Origin of the sequence: Vibrio sp. Isolate24 (assembly GCF_022398215.1) — a bacterium.
In the GTDB taxonomy this organism is placed as follows: domain Bacteria; phylum Pseudomonadota; class Gammaproteobacteria; order Enterobacterales; family Vibrionaceae; genus Vibrio; species Vibrio coralliilyticus_A.
In genome coordinates this window covers 562,660-581,675 of the sequence record NZ_JAKEUU010000003.1, presented here as the reverse complement: position 1 = coordinate 581,675, position 19,016 = coordinate 562,660, and the positions used below count along the sequence as shown (strand labels likewise).

General features: G+C 45.9%; 14 protein-coding genes. 5 read left to right on the top strand and 9 right to left on the bottom strand.

The window, feature by feature from the left end:
• The first annotated feature begins 116 nt into the window (after positions 1–116).
• Complete coding sequence (gene rne / locus L1D23_RS15360; protein WP_239867820.1) at positions 117–3,041, top strand: ribonuclease E; 2,925 nt, start codon at positions 117–119, stop codon at positions 3,039–3,041.
• A 298-nt stretch (positions 3,042–3,339) separates the two neighbouring features.
• A complete protein-coding gene (locus L1D23_RS15355; protein WP_239867817.1) occupies positions 3,340–4,899 on the top strand; it encodes a SulP family inorganic anion transporter in 1,560 nt (519 codons plus the stop codon).
• Between the two features lie 45 nt (positions 4,900–4,944).
• On the opposite strand, the gene rnd is transcribed toward L1D23_RS15355, so the two are convergent.
• From rnd to L1D23_RS15315, 8 genes are all read right to left on the bottom strand, one after another.
• Positions 4,945–6,060, bottom strand: a complete 1,116-nt coding sequence (gene rnd / locus L1D23_RS15350; RefSeq protein WP_239867815.1) for a ribonuclease D — start codon at positions 6,058–6,060, stop codon at positions 4,945–4,947.
• A 99-nt stretch (positions 6,061–6,159) separates the two neighbouring features.
• Entirely contained in the window at positions 6,160–7,848 is a 1,689-nt protein-coding gene (gene fadD / locus L1D23_RS15345; protein WP_239867812.1) for a long-chain-fatty-acid--CoA ligase FadD, read from the bottom strand.
• 111 nt (positions 7,849–7,959) lie between these two features.
• A complete protein-coding gene (locus L1D23_RS15340) occupies positions 7,960–8,817 on the bottom strand; it encodes an alpha/beta hydrolase (protein ID WP_239867809.1) in 858 nt (285 codons plus the stop codon).
• The gene (locus L1D23_RS15335; protein ID WP_239867806.1) at positions 8,814–9,371 is read right to left on the bottom strand and encodes a Slp family lipoprotein; all 558 of its coding nucleotides are present in this window, start codon (positions 9,369–9,371) and stop codon (positions 8,814–8,816) included. The genes L1D23_RS15340 and L1D23_RS15335 overlap by 4 nt, the downstream gene beginning before the upstream one ends.
• Before the next feature lie 17 nt (positions 9,372–9,388).
• Positions 9,389–9,691, bottom strand: a complete 303-nt coding sequence (locus L1D23_RS15330) for a chromosome partitioning protein ParA (RefSeq protein ID WP_239867803.1) — start codon at positions 9,689–9,691, stop codon at positions 9,389–9,391.
• 20 nt (positions 9,692–9,711) lie between these two features.
• Positions 9,712–10,413: a tRNA (adenosine(37)-N6)-threonylcarbamoyltransferase complex dimerization subunit type 1 TsaB gene (gene tsaB / locus L1D23_RS15325; protein WP_239867800.1), complete on the bottom strand. Its 702-nt coding sequence runs from the start codon at positions 10,411–10,413 to the stop codon at positions 9,712–9,714.
• Between the two features lie 12 nt (positions 10,414–10,425).
• Entirely contained in the window at positions 10,426–12,351 is a 1,926-nt protein-coding gene (locus tag L1D23_RS15320; protein WP_239867797.1) for an ATP-dependent DNA helicase, read from the bottom strand.
• A 121-nt stretch (positions 12,352–12,472) separates the two neighbouring features.
• Positions 12,473–12,673 (bottom strand): hypothetical protein, encoded by a 201-nt coding sequence (locus L1D23_RS15315; protein ID WP_239836805.1) that lies wholly within the window; start codon positions 12,671–12,673, stop codon positions 12,473–12,475.
• 195 nt (positions 12,674–12,868) lie between these two features.
• On the opposite strand from L1D23_RS15315, the gene purU reads away from it, so the two are divergent.
• Positions 12,869–13,702, top strand: a complete 834-nt coding sequence (purU, locus tag L1D23_RS15310) for a formyltetrahydrofolate deformylase (RefSeq protein WP_239867794.1) — start codon at positions 12,869–12,871, stop codon at positions 13,700–13,702.
• A gap of 66 nt (positions 13,703–13,768) precedes the next feature.
• On the opposite strand, the gene L1D23_RS15305 is transcribed toward purU, so the two are convergent.
• The gene (locus L1D23_RS15305) at positions 13,769–15,772 is read right to left on the bottom strand and encodes an NADPH-dependent 2,4-dienoyl-CoA reductase (protein WP_239867791.1); all 2,004 of its coding nucleotides are present in this window, start codon (positions 15,770–15,772) and stop codon (positions 13,769–13,771) included.
• A 205-nt stretch (positions 15,773–15,977) separates the two neighbouring features.
• Between L1D23_RS15305 and sppA the strand changes: the two genes are divergently transcribed.
• Both sppA and ansA read left to right on the top strand, forming a co-directional pair.
• On the top strand, positions 15,978–17,828 hold the full coding sequence (sppA, locus tag L1D23_RS15300; protein WP_239867788.1) for a signal peptide peptidase SppA: 1,851 nt from the start codon (positions 15,978–15,980) through the stop codon (positions 17,826–17,828).
• A gap of 133 nt (positions 17,829–17,961) precedes the next feature.
• Positions 17,962–18,978 (top strand): asparaginase, encoded by a 1,017-nt coding sequence (ansA, locus tag L1D23_RS15295; protein ID WP_239836809.1) that lies wholly within the window; start codon positions 17,962–17,964, stop codon positions 18,976–18,978.
• Positions 18,979–19,016: the final 38 nt, after the last annotated feature.

Genomic DNA, 19,016 nt, shown 5'->3' with positions numbered 1-19,016 from the left:
GTGCCCAAAGAGCATCCCTCCAGCCGGGAGGCTGCACACATTAAGCCATGGGATCAGGCACCGTGAAAGAAATTACTAGGCAGCAAGAAGACATAGAATGACAACGAGATTTATCAATGAAAAGAATGTTAATCAACGCAACTCAAAAAGAAGAGTTGCGTGTTGCTTTGGTTGATGGTCAGCGCTTATATGATTTAGATATCGAAAGCCCAGGCCACGAATCCAAAAAAGCAAATATCTACAAAGGACGTATCACTCGCATCGAACCAAGTCTGGAAGCAGCCTTCGTTGATTATGGTGCTGAAAGACACGGTTTCCTCCCTCTAAAAGAAATTGCCCGCGAATATTTCCCTGAAGGTTACACCTATCAAGGCCGACCTAGCATTAAAGAAGTGCTGACTGAAGGCCAGGAAATGATTGTTCAGGTTGAGAAAGAAGAACGAGGCAGCAAAGGCGCTGCACTCACGACTTTTATCTCTCTTGCTGGTAGTTACCTTGTTCTGATGCCAAATAACCCTCGTGCCGGTGGTATCTCTCGCCGAATCGAAGGGGATGAGCGCACTCAACTTAAAGCCGCACTGAGCACTTTGGAACTGCCGCAAGGCATGGGCCTTATCGTTCGCACTGCAGGTGTTGGTAAAAGCGCAGAAGAGCTTGAGTGGGACTTAAATGTACTACTCAACCACTGGGGAGCAATCAAACAAGCCTCTGATGCTAACCCCGCCCCTCTTCTGATCCACCAAGAAAGTAATGTTATCGTACGCGCCATTCGCGATTATCTTCGTCGTGATATTGGTGAAATTTTGATAGATAGCAATACCATCTATGAGCGTGCATTAGAGCACATTCGCCTTATTCGCCCTGACTTCGTGAATCGAGTCAAAAAATACGACGGTGAAGTACCTCTATTTAGCCATTATCAGATTGAAAGCCAGATTGAATCCGCTTTCCAACGAGAAGTGCGCTTGCCATCTGGTGGTTCAATTGTGATTGATCCAACAGAAGCACTAACATCAATCGATATCAACTCCGCTCGTGCGACGAAAGGTGGTGATATCGAAGAGACGGCACTGAACACCAACCTTGAAGCAGCGGATGAGATTGCACGCCAGCTTCGTCTTCGTGACTTAGGTGGCCTTGTTGTTATCGACTTCATTGATATGACGCCAGTTCGTCACCAACGTGAAGTGGAAAACCGTCTGCGTGATGCTGTTCGTCTTGACCGTGCTCGCGTCCAAATTGGTCGTATCTCACGCTTTGGGCTACTAGAGATGTCCCGCCAACGCCTGAGCCCGTCTCTTGCAGAGGCTAGCCACCATATCTGTCCTCGCTGTAGTGGTACAGGTGTAGTACGTGATAACGAGTCTCTTGCACTTTCCGTTCTTCGTTTAATTGAAGAAGAAGCATTGAAAGACAACACAGCTCAAGTTTTGGCTGTTGTTCCTGTTCCAATTGCATCATACCTTCTGAATGAAAAACGCCGCTCGGTTAACCACATTGAACGCATTCAGGAAGTGAAGATCACGGTAGTTCCTAACTCAGACATGGAAACACCGCATTTCGAAGTGATCCGAGTTCGTGAAGGTGAAGAGTTTGATTTACTGTCTTACTTGCTGCCTAAGAAACTCGAGTCAATGAAAGAAGCGGAAGGCCGCGAGACAACGGAAACCGAAGTTAAACCAAAGAAACTCGAAGAACCAGCACTTAAAGGTTTCGCTGCACCTTCTCAGTCAGCACCTGCGCCGAAACAACCAGTGAAGACACCTGAGAAGAAAACAGAGCCTAGCGAGGAGAAACCTAGCTTAGTAACTCGATTCTTCAAAGCATTAGGTAGCTTCCTGTTCAGTTCAGATGCTGAAAAAGAGCAGCCAGAAGAGACACCGAAGCATACGAAGAAAGAAGGCCAGCGTAACAATCGCAACCGCCGTAATCGTAATGACCAACGTCGCCGCAACTCTCGTGACAACCGTAACGAGAATAGTGAAGACAAGCGTGATAATAAACGTAACAAGCCTCAACGTGAGCGTGATGAATCTGCGAATGAGAACAAAGCAGCTTCTAATGAGCGTAAGCAGCAAAACCGTAAGCCTAAGCAAGACCGCCGTAACAAGCAGCGTGATGATGCCAAAGCAAGTAAAGTTGCTGAAGAGGGCCTAAAACTTGCTGCCGAAGCACAGAAAGACGACAAACCTAATCGCGCAGAAGAAAAGGCTGCAAAAGTTAAAGAGCGCCGCCAGCGCCGTAAACTGAATAAGCAGGTTCGCGTAAAAGATCAGAAAGCCCAAGCTGAAGCTGTTGAAGAAGTGAAACAGGTTAAAACCGAAGCGGTAGCAGAAGCGGTTGAGCAATCTGTTGATGAAGCAGCAGCGGAAGAAGGCGAACAACCAAAACAGCGTCGTAACCGTCGTTCACCACGTCATCTTCGTGCAAGTGGACAGCGCCGTCGTCGTGGTCGTGATCGTCGCCCTAATCCTTTCCGTCTACGTAAAGGTGGCGTCGCTTCGCCAGAAATGGCAATGGGTAAAGTCATGCCAAGTTACGGTATTACCAAACCAGAAGCTAAGCAGAAAGCAAAGACTGAGCAAGTCGCTAGCGCTGAAGCTACAGCTGTCCTTGGAGGTTTTGCTTGTCCAGAAATGGCAATGGGCAAAGTAATTGTTCGCCAACAAGAACCTGTGATTGAGCCAGTAGTGGAACAAGCTGAGCCAGTTGAAGCGACCACAGCGGTTGAAGCTGATCCAATAGCAGCTGCAGCGACTGAAGAGACAAAAGCTGACGTTATACCGGTAGTCGAAGAAAACACCGTAAAAGAAACGGTTGTCGCGCCTGAAACTCAGCCAAGCTCAGATATTGTCGTGCCTAAAGCCTTTAAAGGTCACGCTTCTGCACCAATGGCTAAAGCGCCAGGGACTACAGAGATGAAAGAAATCAATGTGGTTGCGGCACCTTTCCGTGAAGAGCGTTATCTGTCTAAAGGGGCAGGCAGCCAAGTTGCTAGCAATAAAGCCAGTGCTGCAATGGCAAAGCCTCAAAGCTTTTAATTAGATTTGATGAAGAGTAAAACAGCCCCATTTTGGGGCTGTTTTTTTATGTATGCCTAGGGCAGTTCATGACTGCTCTCACTATTTATCACAAATATTAGCCAATATTGGCTTCTTTGTTGAACTTAATCACACTTTTAGGTAGCATTCGCCGACTCGATCTGAATCAATTGTTTGGTTTTCAGTGCTCTTTTACATCGCATTTTGCTCACATGAAAACTAAACCAGAACCTATACTTTAAACTGTCGTTCTCTGATATTCAGAATAACCGTAAACATTTAGCATAACTGAGCAATCATGTTTGAATTCCCTCAATTTTCGAAACACTCTGTAAAAAACGACGTGTTATCCGGCCTAACCGTTGCGTTAGCGTTAGTGCCTGAAGCCGTTGCTTTTGCATTCGTTGCAGGCGTTGACCCTATGGTTGGTCTCTACGCGGCATTCATTGTTGGCCTTATTACCTCTATCTTCGGTGGTCGTCCCGGTATGATCTCTGGTGCAACAGGCGCAATGGCTGTTGTTATGGTATCACTGGTTGCATCCCATGGAGTTCAGTATCTGTTCGCAGCGATCATGCTAGCAGGTATCCTCCAAGTAGCGGCGGGCTTGTTTAAGCTCGGCAAATTCATTCGCATCGTGCCGCATCCAGTTATGATTGGTTTTGTGAATGGCCTGGCGATTGTGATTTTCCTAGCTCAGCTTGGTCAGTTTAAAGCCCCGGACATTAATGGCATGCTAACTTGGCTACCTCAAGACCAAATGATGCTGATGTTGGGTTTAGTGGCGCTAACTATGGCTATTATCCACTTCCTACCAAAGTTCACGACCGCCGTACCATCGTCCTTGGTAGCGATCGTCACAGTGACAGCTTTGGTAGTAGGCTTAGATCTGGAAACCCGTACCGTTGTCGACTTCCTACGCACGATGTCAGGTGATGACGCTGCAACGCTGGCAGGCTCGCTCCCAACCTTCTCCATCCCTATGGTGCCATTCACGCTTGAAACTCTACAAATCATTCTGCCTTACGCCATTATTCTTGCAGCGATTGGTCTGATTGAATCTCTGCTAACACTGACTGTTCTCGACGAAATGACAAACACACGTGGTCAATCAAACCGTGAATGTATTGGTCAGGGTATGGCAAATATGACGTGTTCTGTGTTTGGGGCTATGGGTGGTTGCGCAATGATTGGCCAATCGATGATCAACGTTAACTCCGGTGGCCGTGGACGCTTATCAGGTATCGTGGCGGCATCTGCGCTATTAATATTCATCCTGTTTGCCTCCTCTCTCATTGAGATGATCCCTCTTGCAGCCCTAGTCGGCGTCATGTTTATGGTTGTGATTGGCACTTTTGAATGGGCAACGTTCAAACTGGCTCGTCGTGTACCAAAACAAGACTTCTTCGTTATTGTACTAGTTACAGTGGTTACAGTATTGACTGACCTTGCTATCGCGGTATTTGTTGGGGTTATCGCATCCGCACTTATGTTTGCATGGCAACATGCGAAGCATATTTATGCCGACACTAATATCAATGAGGAAGGCTCTAAAGAGTACAAAATCCACGGCCCGGTCTTCTTCGGTTCCGTTGCTAACTTCCTTGAAATTTTCGATGCTCACGAAGACCCAAGTGACGTGATCGTTGATTTTGCCGATTCTCGCGTCACCGACCACTCGGCTATTGAAGCGATAGAAACACTAGCTGAGCGTTACGCTGCGCAAGGTAAGACACTTCATCTACGCCACCTAAGCCCAGACTGTCGTAAGCTACTCGACAAAGCAGGCAGCTTGGTCGAGATTAACGTCAAAGAAGATCCAAGCTATAAAGTCGCAACCGACGTATTAGCGGGTTAAGCAAATACATCAAGGGCTTCCACATGGAAGCCCTTTTATTATCCGCTATAAATGCTTGCTTAACTTTTCACCCATCAACTCCAGCCGCCAACCCTGCATTACATCTGGTAAGTGTGCCGGATCTCGATCCTTTTTCCATACCCAACTGATCAGCTGATTAAGCTGCTTCTTAGAGGCTAAGAACTCCGTTGCCAGACCAGAAGACTGCGAGACTTTTTTCACTTCATCTTTTAATGTCTTAAATTTCTGCTTGTAGCCCGGCATATCCATTAAGCGTTCAATTTTTTCTGGATACTCCTCCGCAGGCGTCATACGTGCTGACTTAACAATAGAGATGATTCTCGCACTATGTCGTTGCACTGAGCGAAGATCCATACCTTCTTGTTCCATTCCTTGTTTGTTTTGTAAACCGAGCTTAGCAATAGTAAGTAAATCATTCTCTTTGAAAACGAAGTTCAATGCTAAGTCGCGGCGTATAGCCTCTTTATAACGCCAAGTGGCAAGAGGCTTCAATATTGCTAACTCGCGAGGTTTAAGTTGCCATGCGCCTTTAATATCAAGGTAAGCATATTCAGCATTAACAGATTTGATACGTTTAGTCGCCAGTAACTCACTTTCCTGCTGAGCTGCTTCCCACCAACCAGCCTGAACAATGTCATCGTGCAACTTTTCGTACAATGGGAACAAGTAGTAGACATCCGCTGCCGCATAATCGAGCTGTTTATCAGTCAATGGCCTCGCTAACCAGTCTGTCCGAGACTCACTTTTATCCAGTTCAATCGCCAGATAAGATTCAACCAAAGAAGCAAAGCCCGTCGACAAACCATGCCCTAAAAATGCAGCCATCAGTTGAGTATCCACCATCGGGAATGGTAGGCACCCAAAGCTGTTATTAAACACTTCCAAGTCTTCACCACATGCATGCAAGACCTTAAGCACTGAGGTATCTTTAAGAAGGTGCACAAAGGCTGTCATATCATCGATGACCGTTGGATCAATCAGAGAAAGTTTCTCACCATCAAACAACTGAATAAGGCCAAGCTGAGGATAATAGGTGCGAGTTCGAACAAACTCAGTATCGAGCATAACAACATCCGTTTCTCGAGCTTGTTGACACACACTTTCTAGCTGTTCTGGACAGGTAATGATCTGATAATTCACAAAGTTCTCACTGTGACTAATGGGGCCTGCAAATAAAAATGCCGACTGGTATTAGTCGGCATTTTAACACTAAACACTTGGTTCTGCTTATTTTTAACTTTAGCTGGCCTTCGCTAGGTTTGCATCATTCTCTTCACGAAGAACACGACGCAATATTTTACCCACGTTGGTTTTCGGCAGCTCATCTTTGAATTCAACCAGCTTAGGTACTTTATAACCCGTTAGATGCTGGCGGCAGTGAGCAATGATCTCATCTTTTGTCAGGCTTGGATCACGCTTAACCACATAGATTTTAACCAGTTCTCCTGATACTTCATGTGGCTGACCAATCGCGGCAACTTCCAGAACTTTACCGTGCAGTGCAACCACATCTTCAATCTCGTTCGGATAGACATTAAAGCCCGAGACTAGAATCATATCCTTTTTGCGATCTACAATATGGATAAGACCTTCATCGTCAAATTTAACAATGTCACCAGTAGACAGCCAGCCATCACCATTGATCACCTCTTTGCTGGCTTCCGGTCTTTGCCAGTAACCTTGCATCACCTGTGGCCCGCGAACTTGTAGCTCACCTACTTCCGTATTTGGCACTGGGTTACCTTCATCATCAACAATACGAACTTCAGTAGAAGGGACTGGCAAACCAATTGCGCCCGTATACTCCGTCAGATCATAAGGGTTAACTGTCACTAATGGAGAACACTCGGTCAGTCCATAACCTTCTAACAGATGGACACCCGTGGTCTTCTTCCATTGTTCAGCAACAGCTCGCTGAACGGCCATACCGCCGCCTACCGCCAATTTGAGATTACTGAAGTCGAGTTCATGGAAATCTTCATTATTGACCAAAGCATTGAAAAGAGTGTTTACGCCTGTGATCGCAGTGAATGGACACTTTTGAAGCTCTTTGACAAAACCAGGAATATCTCTAGGGTTGGTGATCAACAAATTGCGCCCGCCAAGCTCAAGGAACAATAAGCAATTCACCGTAAGAGCAAAAACATGATAAAGCGGTAGAGCGGTTACAACCACTTCTCGACCTTCTTTGAGAACTGGCCCATACATACCTTTTGCTTGCATGATATTAGCAATCATATTGCTATGAGTCAGAATTGCCCCTTTCGCGACCCCTGTTGTCCCACCGGTGTACTGAAGAAAAGCAATATCATCCCCGGACATAAAAGGCTTAACGTATTGCAAGCGTCGACCTTTATGAAGAGCCTTGCGCATAGAGATTGCACCTGGTAAATCATACTTAGGCACCATACCTTTAACGTACTTTACAACAAAATCGACAATCGTCCCTTTCGCACGTGGAAGCATCTGACCAAGGCTAGTCAGCACTACATGTTTAACAGGGGTGTTTTCGACAACTTGCTCTAAGGTATTAGCAAAGTTAGAGACAATCACGATCGCTTTGGCACCGGAATCGTTGAGCTGATGTTCAAGTTCACGTGGGGTGTAAAGAGGGTTCACGTTAACAGCAATAAGCCCTGCACGCAGAACGCCAAACAGTGCAACTGGATATTGCAGTAAGTTTGGCATCATCAAAGCAACACGGTCACCTTTTTGCAATTTCAGTTCATTTTGCAGATAAGCAGCGAAAGCACGACTACGTTCCTCTAGTTTACGGAACGTCATAACCGAGCCCATATTCATAAAGGCAGGCTGATCAGCAAATTTTTGTACTGACTGCTCAAACATTTCCACCAATGACGGATATTGTTCTGGGTTGATGTGTTCTGGCACATCGCTCGGATAACGTGATAACCAAGGTTTATCCACGGTAATACTCCTCGAAATAAGCTGGCTGTTGTCGACGAAACGCCGTGTTTTTTATTGACGACCATTACAACACAGGCCAAGTGCTTGAGCACGAAAGACTCAAACACTTGTTTAAATTTTGTTAACTAAGCCAAAAATTAGGTTAGATACTCTAGAAGGGACTTGTAGATGGCAGTGATGTCCACCAGGTACCGTGACAACATCGGTATTCATCGAGGCATCATTTGTTGGTTTCTGCAAGTGGGGAAAACCTTGTTCGCCCAGGACAATGATCTGGGGGCAAACTATCTGTTGGCAAACGGATTGCGCGTGCTCAAAAGACATTCGATACAAAGACTGGCTTTGTAATTTTTCATCATGACGCCATACCCAGCCATCATCAGTCCTTGCCAGTGCTCTTTTGACAACAGGGCTGATAAGTTCAGGAGAGATTTGATTAATCTTGGCCCTGACATCGATAGCGGTGGTATCGGAATCAAATGCTCTGGTCGGTTTATTGCGTATTCTCTGTCGGCTCAAAACACCTTCTCTTAAGCGAGAGACGGTTTTACTTTCTTCTTCCGCCAGAGGCCCACGCCCTTCTATCTGAACTAATCCACTGATTTGTTCAGGAAAGGCGGCACTATAGCAACTTGCAATCAAAGCACCAAGTGAATGACCAACCAACACTAACCTGTTTGGCGATAACTTAGCCAAAAACTGGTAAACATCGTCAATATAATCATGAAATGGGTAAAAATTGCTACCTGACTTATGGCTAGAGTGACCATGACCGGGCAAATCGATAGCACAAAGATGTAAGAAAGGCGCTGACTGGTGCAACGCCTGCATTACAGATTCAAAACTGGCGGCGTTATCCAACCAACCGTGAATAAAGACGATGCTGCAGTCTGATGCCTGACTATCTCCGTATTCTATGGCGGTAATATGCCCATCAGCAATTGAGTAACGGGTATCTCTGCAGGTCATTTGACTTCTTGGATCACTTTGCCCTGTCTGGTTCCTCGGGTGAGGTCACGACAATACAAACTTCGGCAAGGGTACCTTGAGGGTCCAAAATCATCGTGCACAATTACACGCTCTTCAATTCGCCACAGATGATAACTCTTGATATTCATGACTGGAAAATCGTAGCTATACTCACCTACTTTGGCAGCTTCAGTGCCACTGCTATCACCGAGCAAAGTAATCAATCGACCTTGAGAAAGAGTCACAGGGTCGGCAAAACCGTCGATATAGCCTACAAATCGACCTTGAGGTTCTTGGTCAATATCAGGCTTACCATTGGAACTGATGGGTAAATTAACGACTTCCACTCGCGTCTTGTCTTTCAGGTTAGTCACACTGGCAATCACACCACCCAATCGCAACTCTTGCTTTTTTGCTGCTGAAGCTTGCCAGCCGGAGTAATCCGTTTGTAGATCGGGGTTATTTGACGCGAGATTTTCTGGAAGTGTACTGCACGCGGTCAATACAGTCAGGATACTTGCCACAGGAATAATTTTGAAAAAGCGAGACATCATAAGGACTTACCCAAAAGTTATATATAGATATCGACACCCAACAGCTGTGATAGTTCATCACGCTTAGATTGGTTCATGACATTCATATACTCTTCCATTGCTTTACGCCCCTGACCTTCAGGCAAGTCGTATTGCACTTGAGCTTTATGGATGTCTGCTTCATTGACATGACGAATAGAGTGCGCCACCGCGTTGGCGACTTTAGATGGCTGACCAACAGACGGCTTATTCTGAGACTTTCTTGCCTCATCTTTTTTTCCGGTTTTATTGGCCTTATTCGGTCCCGGAACCGAAGGAGGCAATCCATTAATCGAAACCATACTATCCGTCTAATTACACCTTATTCTCTGCCTGGCAATTTCTTCCATGCTACGGTATCACGCAGATACACAGGGCTCGCATCTTCTACCGTCATAGTGTTGCCCTTTTCCAATTCGAATTTCGCCAGTGCGACGATATCTTCTGCATCTGGGAAAAGAACCTCTCCCGCCGCGACTTCAAATTTCAGCTCAGCTAGCACTTCCTGATACGCTTCCCAACCCGTTCCTGCAGTCAACCAGCGTTGCTCGTCACTTTGACTATTTTCAGCCAAAACCGCTGGTGGAATAACACATTCGGCATCAACAGCAATCCAAGTGCCATCTTCTTGACGCGAAAAACGACCCCAATAGACTTCGCTCATTCGCGCGTCAATCGCACACGCTACATGACTTACGCCGTGTTTACGGTAGCTACCTTGAGCCATTGCTTGCAATGTTGAAATCCCAATCATAGGCAGGTCAGCACCAAATGCTAAACCTTGTGCAATACCGATGCCAATGCGTACACCTGTAAAGCTGCCTGGGCCACGACCAAACGCAAGAGCATCGAGCTCTGCCAGAGTGATCCCGGCTTCGTTTAACACTTCATCTACCATAGGGAGGATTTTCTTAGTGTGGTCTCGCGGTGCAACTTCACTGCGAACATAGATCTGATCGTTAACTAGCAATGCAACAGAACAGTTCTCTGTTGATGTGTCTAAGGCAAGAATTTTTGCGCTCATTGAATTCTCTGATTACTCGGTTGTTTCTGAAATTTGCTTAAGGAAATCCTGTACCAGACCTAAATCCCGTGTTCGAGGAATCGGTGGGAGGCTGGCCAAGAAAACGCCACCATAATCACGTGTAACTAATCGATTGTCACAAATGATCAGCGCACCTTTGTCTTTCTTATCTCGGATTAACCGCCCGACTCCTTGTTTAAGGGTAATCACGGCATCCGGAATCTGGACCTGAGAAAAAGGGTCACCACCTTTAAGCTGGCAATCTTCTATCCGCGCCTTAAGCAACGGGTCATCAGGTGCAGTGAAAGGTAATTTGTCGATAATAACACAGCTCAGTGTATCACCTCTAACATCAATCCCTTCCCAAAATGCTCCGGTCGCCACCAGCAAAGCATTACCCAGCTCCATAAACTCTGCCAGAGTTTTTTGTTTACTGGTTTCCCCTTGCATCAGCACCGGAATACTCAAGCATTCGCGGAATCTCTCACCTAACTCTCGCATCATGCTATGAGAGGTACAAAGGAAAAAACAGCGCCCCTGATTCTGCTCAATCAAAGGACTGAGCATGCGAACGAGCTTATCCGCCATACCCGGGCTATTCGGCTCCGGAAGGTAACGCGGAACACATAGCCTTGCCTGACTTTGGTAGTCGAATGGACTTGGCAATGACATTTCCGTCTGAGGTTTTAACCCTAGACGAGAAGTAAAGTGACCAAAATCCCCTTTTACCCCCAAGGTCGCAGAAGTAAATATCCATGCCCCTTGCTTAAGTTCGATCTGTTCCCGAAACTTATCCGATACCGAAAGCGGTGTAATATGCAAGCTGAAGTGACGTGGGGAAGTATCGTACCAATAGGAGTACCCCGTTATGGAGACTTCGCAAATGCGTTCTAGCCTCGCTTGAATCGTACTTGCTCGCTCATAAGCTGTATCCAACAGTTGGCTGCGACCTAATGCTAATTTGAGTACTTCGAGACAAAAGTCTAAGGACTCGCGTAAACGCTCTAACTCTTTTGAAATTGAGGGAGACTGAATGGCTTCACGCCAATTACCACGGTAACCGGGCTCACCTAGAGCCACTCGCAAATCCATCGCACTTTGCTGTAATTTCTCACTGATCTTTTGCAATTGGCGCATGTCTTTCGCTTCGGTGCGATAGCCAATTTCAATATCTTTGGAAAGTTCCTGTATTTGGCGACTGGACAGAGATTGGCCAAAGTACTGGCTAGCAATATCAGGTAGCTGGTGAGCCTCATCAAAGATAAATACTTCGGCTTCGGGTATCAGCTCCCCAAACCCCGTTTCTTTGATCGCTAGATCGGCCAAAAACAAGTGATGGTTGACGACTACAACATCTGCATCCATGGCTTTTTTGCGAGCCTTAAGAACAAAGCAATCTTGATAACTTGGGCACTCTTTACCTAAGCAATTGTCGTTGGTTGAAGTAATGGTTGGGATCACCGGGCTGTCTTCAGCGATTTCGTCACAGTCGCCTAAATCCCCACTTTTGGTCTCGCTCGCCCATGAACGCACTTTAACCAGCTGGCTAAGCAATGTTGGATCGGCATGATGGCCATGGCTTTCTACCATTTGACGGCTAAGGCGATCTAAGCACAAGTAGTTTGCTCGGCCTTTTAGCAGCGCCACCTGACCATAAAAGCCCAATGCGTCGGTCATCAAAGGTAGATCGCGGTGAAACAACTGCTCTTGCAAGTTTTTCGAGCCCGTACTGATGATGGTCTTTTTACCACTCAAAAGAGCAGGAACTAAATAAGCAAAGGTTTTTCCCGTACCAGTACCTGCTTCGATGACGACTTGCTGGTCATGTTTAATCGCTTTAACCACAGACTCAGCCATATCTAACTGAGCTTGTCTAGGTTGAAACCCCGGGATCGCTTTGCCTAGTGCACCATCCGCGGAAAAAGTTTTTGAGATCATCAAGGACTAACTATGTGAGTGAAACAAGTGATGAACGGGAGATTATGGCAGGTTTACAGACTTGGCGCGAATGCAAATCTGCTCCGCGCCGATAAGCCATCGTATTGATGAATGAAGAGTGTTAACGTCGGTTGAGATATCGTGATAGCCATGCTGGACCAGAAAACTCATTCTGACCATCCATCATAGCTCGAGCCGCTTCACTAGGTGACGCTTTGTTTTCCCACATTTCGTTGAGAAGCTCTTCATTCATGTCATGGTCACCCAGTAACGCACTGACTCTTTCAGAATACAACTTACGTGCTAGTAGATCTTTATCCATAATTACCACCTGTTGGGCTCAAATCGGATACTTTCCAAACAAATTCGCCAAGCTAATCGGTTAACTTAGATTAATTGTTGAAACCATCTTGATATTAGTTTAATTGTAGCTGTCATATTGTGGAGTGCTTCACCGTTCAAAGCCCTGCAAAAAATTCAGAATACGAAAAAAATAAATCACGGAAGTTTTAACCCAATGGAAAAGAAAACACTGCTTACTCATTGTACGGATGCGCCTGGACTGATTTCTAAAATCACCAATATCTGTTACAAGCACCAGCTCAACATCATCCACAATAATGAATTCGTCGATAACACCAGCGGTCACTTCTTCATGCGTACTGAGTTAGAAGGTTACTTCAATGACCAAACCTTTCTAGCCGACCTTGATCAAGCCCTCCCACAAGGGGCCAAAAGAAAGCTGATTGGCCCAAATCGCAAACGTATTGTCATTCTCGTGACTAAAGAAGCACACTGTATTGGTGATATTCTGATGAAAAACTATGATGGTAGTTTGGATGTTGATATTGCTGCAGTAGTGGGTAACTACGATACACTACAAAGCCTGACGGAAAAGTTTGATATTCCCTATCATCATGTATCTCACGAAGGCCTAAACCGTGAAGAACATGAACAGAAGATGCTGGCAGTGATCGACCAATATGATGCTGACTATCTCGTACTAGCAAAATACATGCGTGTACTAACCCCTTCATTCGTAGAAAAATACCACCACAAGATTATTAACATCCACCATAGTTTCTTACCGGCTTTCATTGGCGCTAAACCTTATCAACAAGCTTATGAACGCGGCGTTAAGATCATTGGTGCTACAGCACACTTCGTCACGAACGATCTAGATGAGGGGCCAATCATCAAGCAAGACGTGATTCCGGTCGATCATAACTTCAGTGCGAAAGATATGGCACAAGCAGGACGAGATGTTGAGAAGAATGTATTGAGCAAAGCGATCAATAAGGTGATAAATGACCACGTATTTGTCTATGGTAACAAGACGGTGATTCTTTAAACTTCCAAATGCTAAAAGACCTCCCACTGGAGGTCTTTTTTAATCTCAGCGTTTATTAGAGCTTGCTTAAAGCTTCGCAGCTAGCTCTACACCTTGTCGAATAGCACGAACAGCATCTAGCTCACCCGCATGATCGGCACCGCCTATGATATGAAGCTTGTCGCCAAACTGCTGCCACTGGTCTTCAAAGGGTCTCACCGACTCCTGACCCGCACAGATAATGACTTTATCTACTTCAAGTAACTCGGATTTCCCATCGTGACTGATGTGTAGGCCTCTCTCATCGATCTTGTCATAGCTGACACCGCCAACTAAGTTAACGCCTCGTTTTTCTAACGTACGCTTGTGAATCCAACCCGTTGTTTTACCTGGCCCTTTACCCACTTTTCCTTTACGGCGCTGGAGAACCCAAACCTCTTTTTCACTTAAAGACTCAGGGTACGGATACAGCCCACCGGGATGAGCAATCTCTTTATCGATCCCCCACTCATGCAGCCAGTCATCTAAACTATGACCCACAGGCTCAGTCAGCATGGTAGCCACATCCACACCAATACCACCCGCACCGACAATAGCGACCTTCTCACCAACGTAAGTTTTCTCTTTAATTAATGTCTGGTAATCAATTACTTTCTCTTGGTTGTCAACACCCTCAATCTTGACTTTACGGGGTTCGACACCAGATGCGATGACCACTTCATCGTACTCAGCTAACAGGTCAAAGTTTGCATCCGTTTCAAGATGCAGCTTCACACCAGTTTCATCAATCTGATTGGCAAAGTAACGAATAGTCTCGCGAAATTCTTCTTTACCGGGTATTTGCATTGCTAAGCGGAACTGCCCGCCAATACGGTCATTACGCTCAAACAGATCAACATGATGGCCACGCTTGGCCAACGTTGTAGCGCATGAAAGCCCAGCAGGCCCAGCTCCAACTACAGCAATATTCTTAGGCTTGTCAGTCGGTATGATTTTCAGTTCATCTTCACGACACGCTAATGGGTTGACCAAGCAACTAGCACGCTTGCCTTTGAAGACGTTATCCAAACAGGCTTGGTTACAGCCGATACAGGTATTAATTAAATGTGACTGTTTATTTTCAGCCTTGATAACAAAATGTGGGTCAGCAAGGAAAGGTCTCGCCATTGATACCATATCAGCGTGACCACCTGATAGAATGCGCTCCGCCTCTTCTGGCGTATTGATACGGTTACAGGTGACAATCGGTACATTGACGTGTGGCCGCACTTTTTCAGTCACCCATGTGAAGGCACCGCGTGGCACTTGAGTGGCAATCGTTGGGATTCTTGCCTCATGCCAGCCGATGCCCGTGTTGATAATAGTGACCCCCGCTTTTTCTAGCTCCTTTGCCAGCATTATGACTTCATCAAAGGTGCTACCTTCTTCAACCAAATCCAGCATAGAAAGACGGAAGATGATGATAAATTCCTCCCCGACTTCTTTGCGAATCGCGCGCACAATTTCTAGAGGCATACGCATGCGATTCTCATAGCAACCACCCCACTCATCGTAACGCATGTTAGTACGTTTACAGATGAACTGATTTATCAGATAACCTTCCGAGCCCATCACTTCGACCCCATCATAACCCGCAGACTGAGCCAGCTTGGCACTGTTAGCAAAGGCATCAATAGTTTTATGGATCTGACGGGTACTCATCTCACTTGGCGAGAAACGAGCAATAGGAGCTTTGATGGCAGATGAACTTTGAGAAAATGGATGCATGGCATAACGCCCTGCATGGAGCAACTGTAGAGCAATTTTTCCACCATGTTCGTGAACGGCTTCCGTTACGACTTTATGCGCTTTGGCATGTTTAGGTTTACTGAACTCAGCGCTAAATGGGTGTAAACGACCACGTAGATTAGGCGAAAAGCCACCGGTAACAATCAAACCTACACCACCTTTCGCGCGCTCAGCGTAAAAAGCAGCCAACTTTCCGAGACCTTCTTTATGCTCTTCCAGACCAGTATGCATTGAGCCCATTAAGACTCGGTTTCTAATCTGAGTAAATCCTAGATCCAACGGCTTTAACAAGTTTGGGTACATGGCAGACATCACTTTGTTATTTTGTTCTGGTCTGACCAGAATATGAGGAGTTGTAATAAAAATCAAACAGGCGTTTACAATTTTGTAACACCGATCAATCTTGCAGTTGTTTGGGTATACTAGTTTAAGTAGGATATAACTTTCTGTACTTATCAGGTCTTAGACTGCCAAGACCTATACCTGTGCTTAGCACAGCGGAGCCCTAATGAAAAAATTATTCAAGTTTATTGGTATGATTTTTAAAGGTATATGGAAGCTCATCACCTTTATTCGTCTCGCCTTGGTTAATCTTATCTTTCTCGCCACCATTGGTATTATCTACTTCATCTACACCAATGCGGATTCTCCGGTACCCTCAGTACCTCAAAAAGGCGCTCTGGTGCTAAATATTTCAGGGCCTATTGTGGAGCAATCAAGATACGTAAATCCTATGGATTCTTTCACGGGTTCACTATTTGGTCAGGATATGCCAAGGGAAAATGTCTTGTATGACATTGTTGAGTCAATACGCCATGCCAAAGACGACCCGGAGATCACAGGTATTGTACTGGCTCTACGCGATATGCCAGAAACCAACCTGACTAAGCTGCGCTACATTGCGAAAGCTCTGAATGAATTTAAAGCGTCAGGCAAGCCAATTTATTCGGCGGGTGAGTTCTACAATCAGAGTCAGTATTACCTAGCCAGCTACGCCGACAAGATTTACTTGGCTCCAGATGGTGCCGTGTTAATTAAAGGCTATAGCGCTTACTCGATGTACTACAAAACGCTATTAGAAAAGCTGGATGTCAATACCCACGTTTTCCGCGTAGGCACCTATAAATCAGCCATTGAACCGTTTGTTCGTGACGACATGTCAGACGCGGCGAAAGAATCCGCGTCACGCTGGTTGAGCCAGCTATGGGGAGCCTACGTTGATGACGTTGCCACTAATCGTCAGGTATCCGCCAAAACGCTCAATCCAACCATGGAAGAGTTTTTAGGTTTATTAAAAGAACAAGATGGCGATTTAGCCGCTTTATCACTAGAACTCGGTTTAGTTGATGAACTGGCAACTAGGCAACAAGTTCGTGCTGATTTGACTGAAGTCTTTGGTAGTAATGGTGAAGATAGTTACAACTACGTTGACTACTATGAATATCAAACCACAATCAAACCAGCATTCGATTTGTCGCAGGATGACATCGCCGTTGTAGTGGCGAGTGGAGCGATTATGGATGGCTCTCAACCACGAGGCACAACAGGGGGGGACACGGTTGCAGCGCTTCTTCGTCAAGCCCGCAACGATGATAAAGTCAAAGCCGTTGTACTACGAGTGGATAGCCCAGGTGGTAGTGCATTTGCCTCTGAAGTCATTCGCAATGAAATCGAAGCGCTAAAAGAAGTAGGTAAACCTGTTGTTGCTTCAATGTCTAGCTTAGCTGCGTCTGGTGGTTACTGGATTTCAATGAGCGCTGATCGTATTGTTGCACAGCCAACTACATTAACTGGCTCTATCGGTATTTTCAGTGTGATTACGACCTTCGAAAAAGGCCTCAATAAGCTGGGGGTGTATACCGATGGTGTTGGGACCTCTCCATTTTCAGGCGTCGGGATAACCACTGGCTTATCGGAGGGGGCTGCCGATGCATTCCAGATGGGTATTGAGCACGGCTACCATCGCTTTGTGGGCCTTGTTAGTGAAAACCGTGAAATTCCGTTGAACGACATGGATAGCATTGCCCAAGGCCGCGTTTGGACAGGTCAAGATGCGGCAAAGTTTGGCTTAGTCGATAAAATGGGTGACTTCGATGACGCCGTAAAGCTAGCTGCAGAGCTAGCCAAAGTCGAAGATTACAACCTGTACTGGGTAGAAGAGCCGTTATCACCTGCCGAACAGTTCATCCAAGACTTTATGAACCAGGTCAAAGTTAATCTTGGCTTGGATGTCAGTAGCTTGATTCCTGCGGCTTTACAACCTGTCGCGACACAAGTTGTTCAGGATACCAGCCTACTGGATAGCTTCAACGATCCAAAAGGCCAATATGCATTCTGTTTGAACTGCCAAGTTCAGTAATTATACACTGCTGATTCACCAGTTGGATTCCAATTATGTGGGGTATTCCTGTGCGGGATACCCCTTTTTATTGCTACTGATTGATATATAATCCCACGCTCTGTTCCCCCTACAATTAACTGGTTTCTAAGCAATGGCAAGAAAACACATTTATATCGCCTACACGGGCGGAACCATCGGCATGAAAAAGTCGCATGACCACGGTTATGTACCTGTGGCTGGTTTCATGGAAAAACAACTGGCCAGTATGCCAGAGTTCCAGCGCCCGGAAATGCCAGAATTTACTATTCACGAATACGATCCTCTAATCGACTCATCGGACATGACACCGAAAGACTGGCAACAGATCGCGGATGACATTCGAGAAAACTACGAAAAATACGACGGTTTTGTCATTCTGCACGGCACAGACACGATGGCTTACACAGCATCGGCCTTGTCTTTCATGTTGGAAAATCTCGGCAAGCCTGTGATTGTGACGGGCTCACAAATTCCGCTTGCTGAGCTTCGCTCAGATGGTCAGGCAAACCTGCTTAACGCACTGCATATTGCCGCTAACTATCCTATTAACGAAGTTACCTTATTCTTCAATAACAAGTTGATGCGTGGTAACCGAAGCACAAAATCACATGCTGATGGTTTCAACGCCTTTACGTCGCCAAACTTGCCTCCTCTGCTTGAAGCGGGTATCAACATCCAGATCAGCAGCGATATTGAGGTTGGTGAAGAACCTGCAGGTGAATTTAAAGTTCATGATATTACACCCCAGCCAATAGGTGTGATTACTATGTATCCTGGCATCTCACATGAAGTGATTCGCAACACCTTACTTCAACCAGTTAACGCGATGATCCTACTGACTTTTGGAGTGGGCAATGCACCGCAAAACCCGGAACTATTGGCACACCTTAAAGATGCTTCAGAGCGAGAAGTGATTGTCGTTAACCTAACTCAATGCCTAGCGGGTAAAGTCAACATGGGTGGATATGCTACCGGATGTGCCCTTGCTGAAGCCGGCGTCATCAGTGGCTATGATATGACGCCAGAGGCGGCTCTTGCCAAGCTGCATTACCTTTTGAGTCAAGACCTAACTCACGAGCAAGTGAAAGTCCAAATGCAGCAAGTGCTGCGTGGTGAAATGTCGATATAATATTGCTTTACAAGGTTTTAATAATAAAAAGCCAGCTC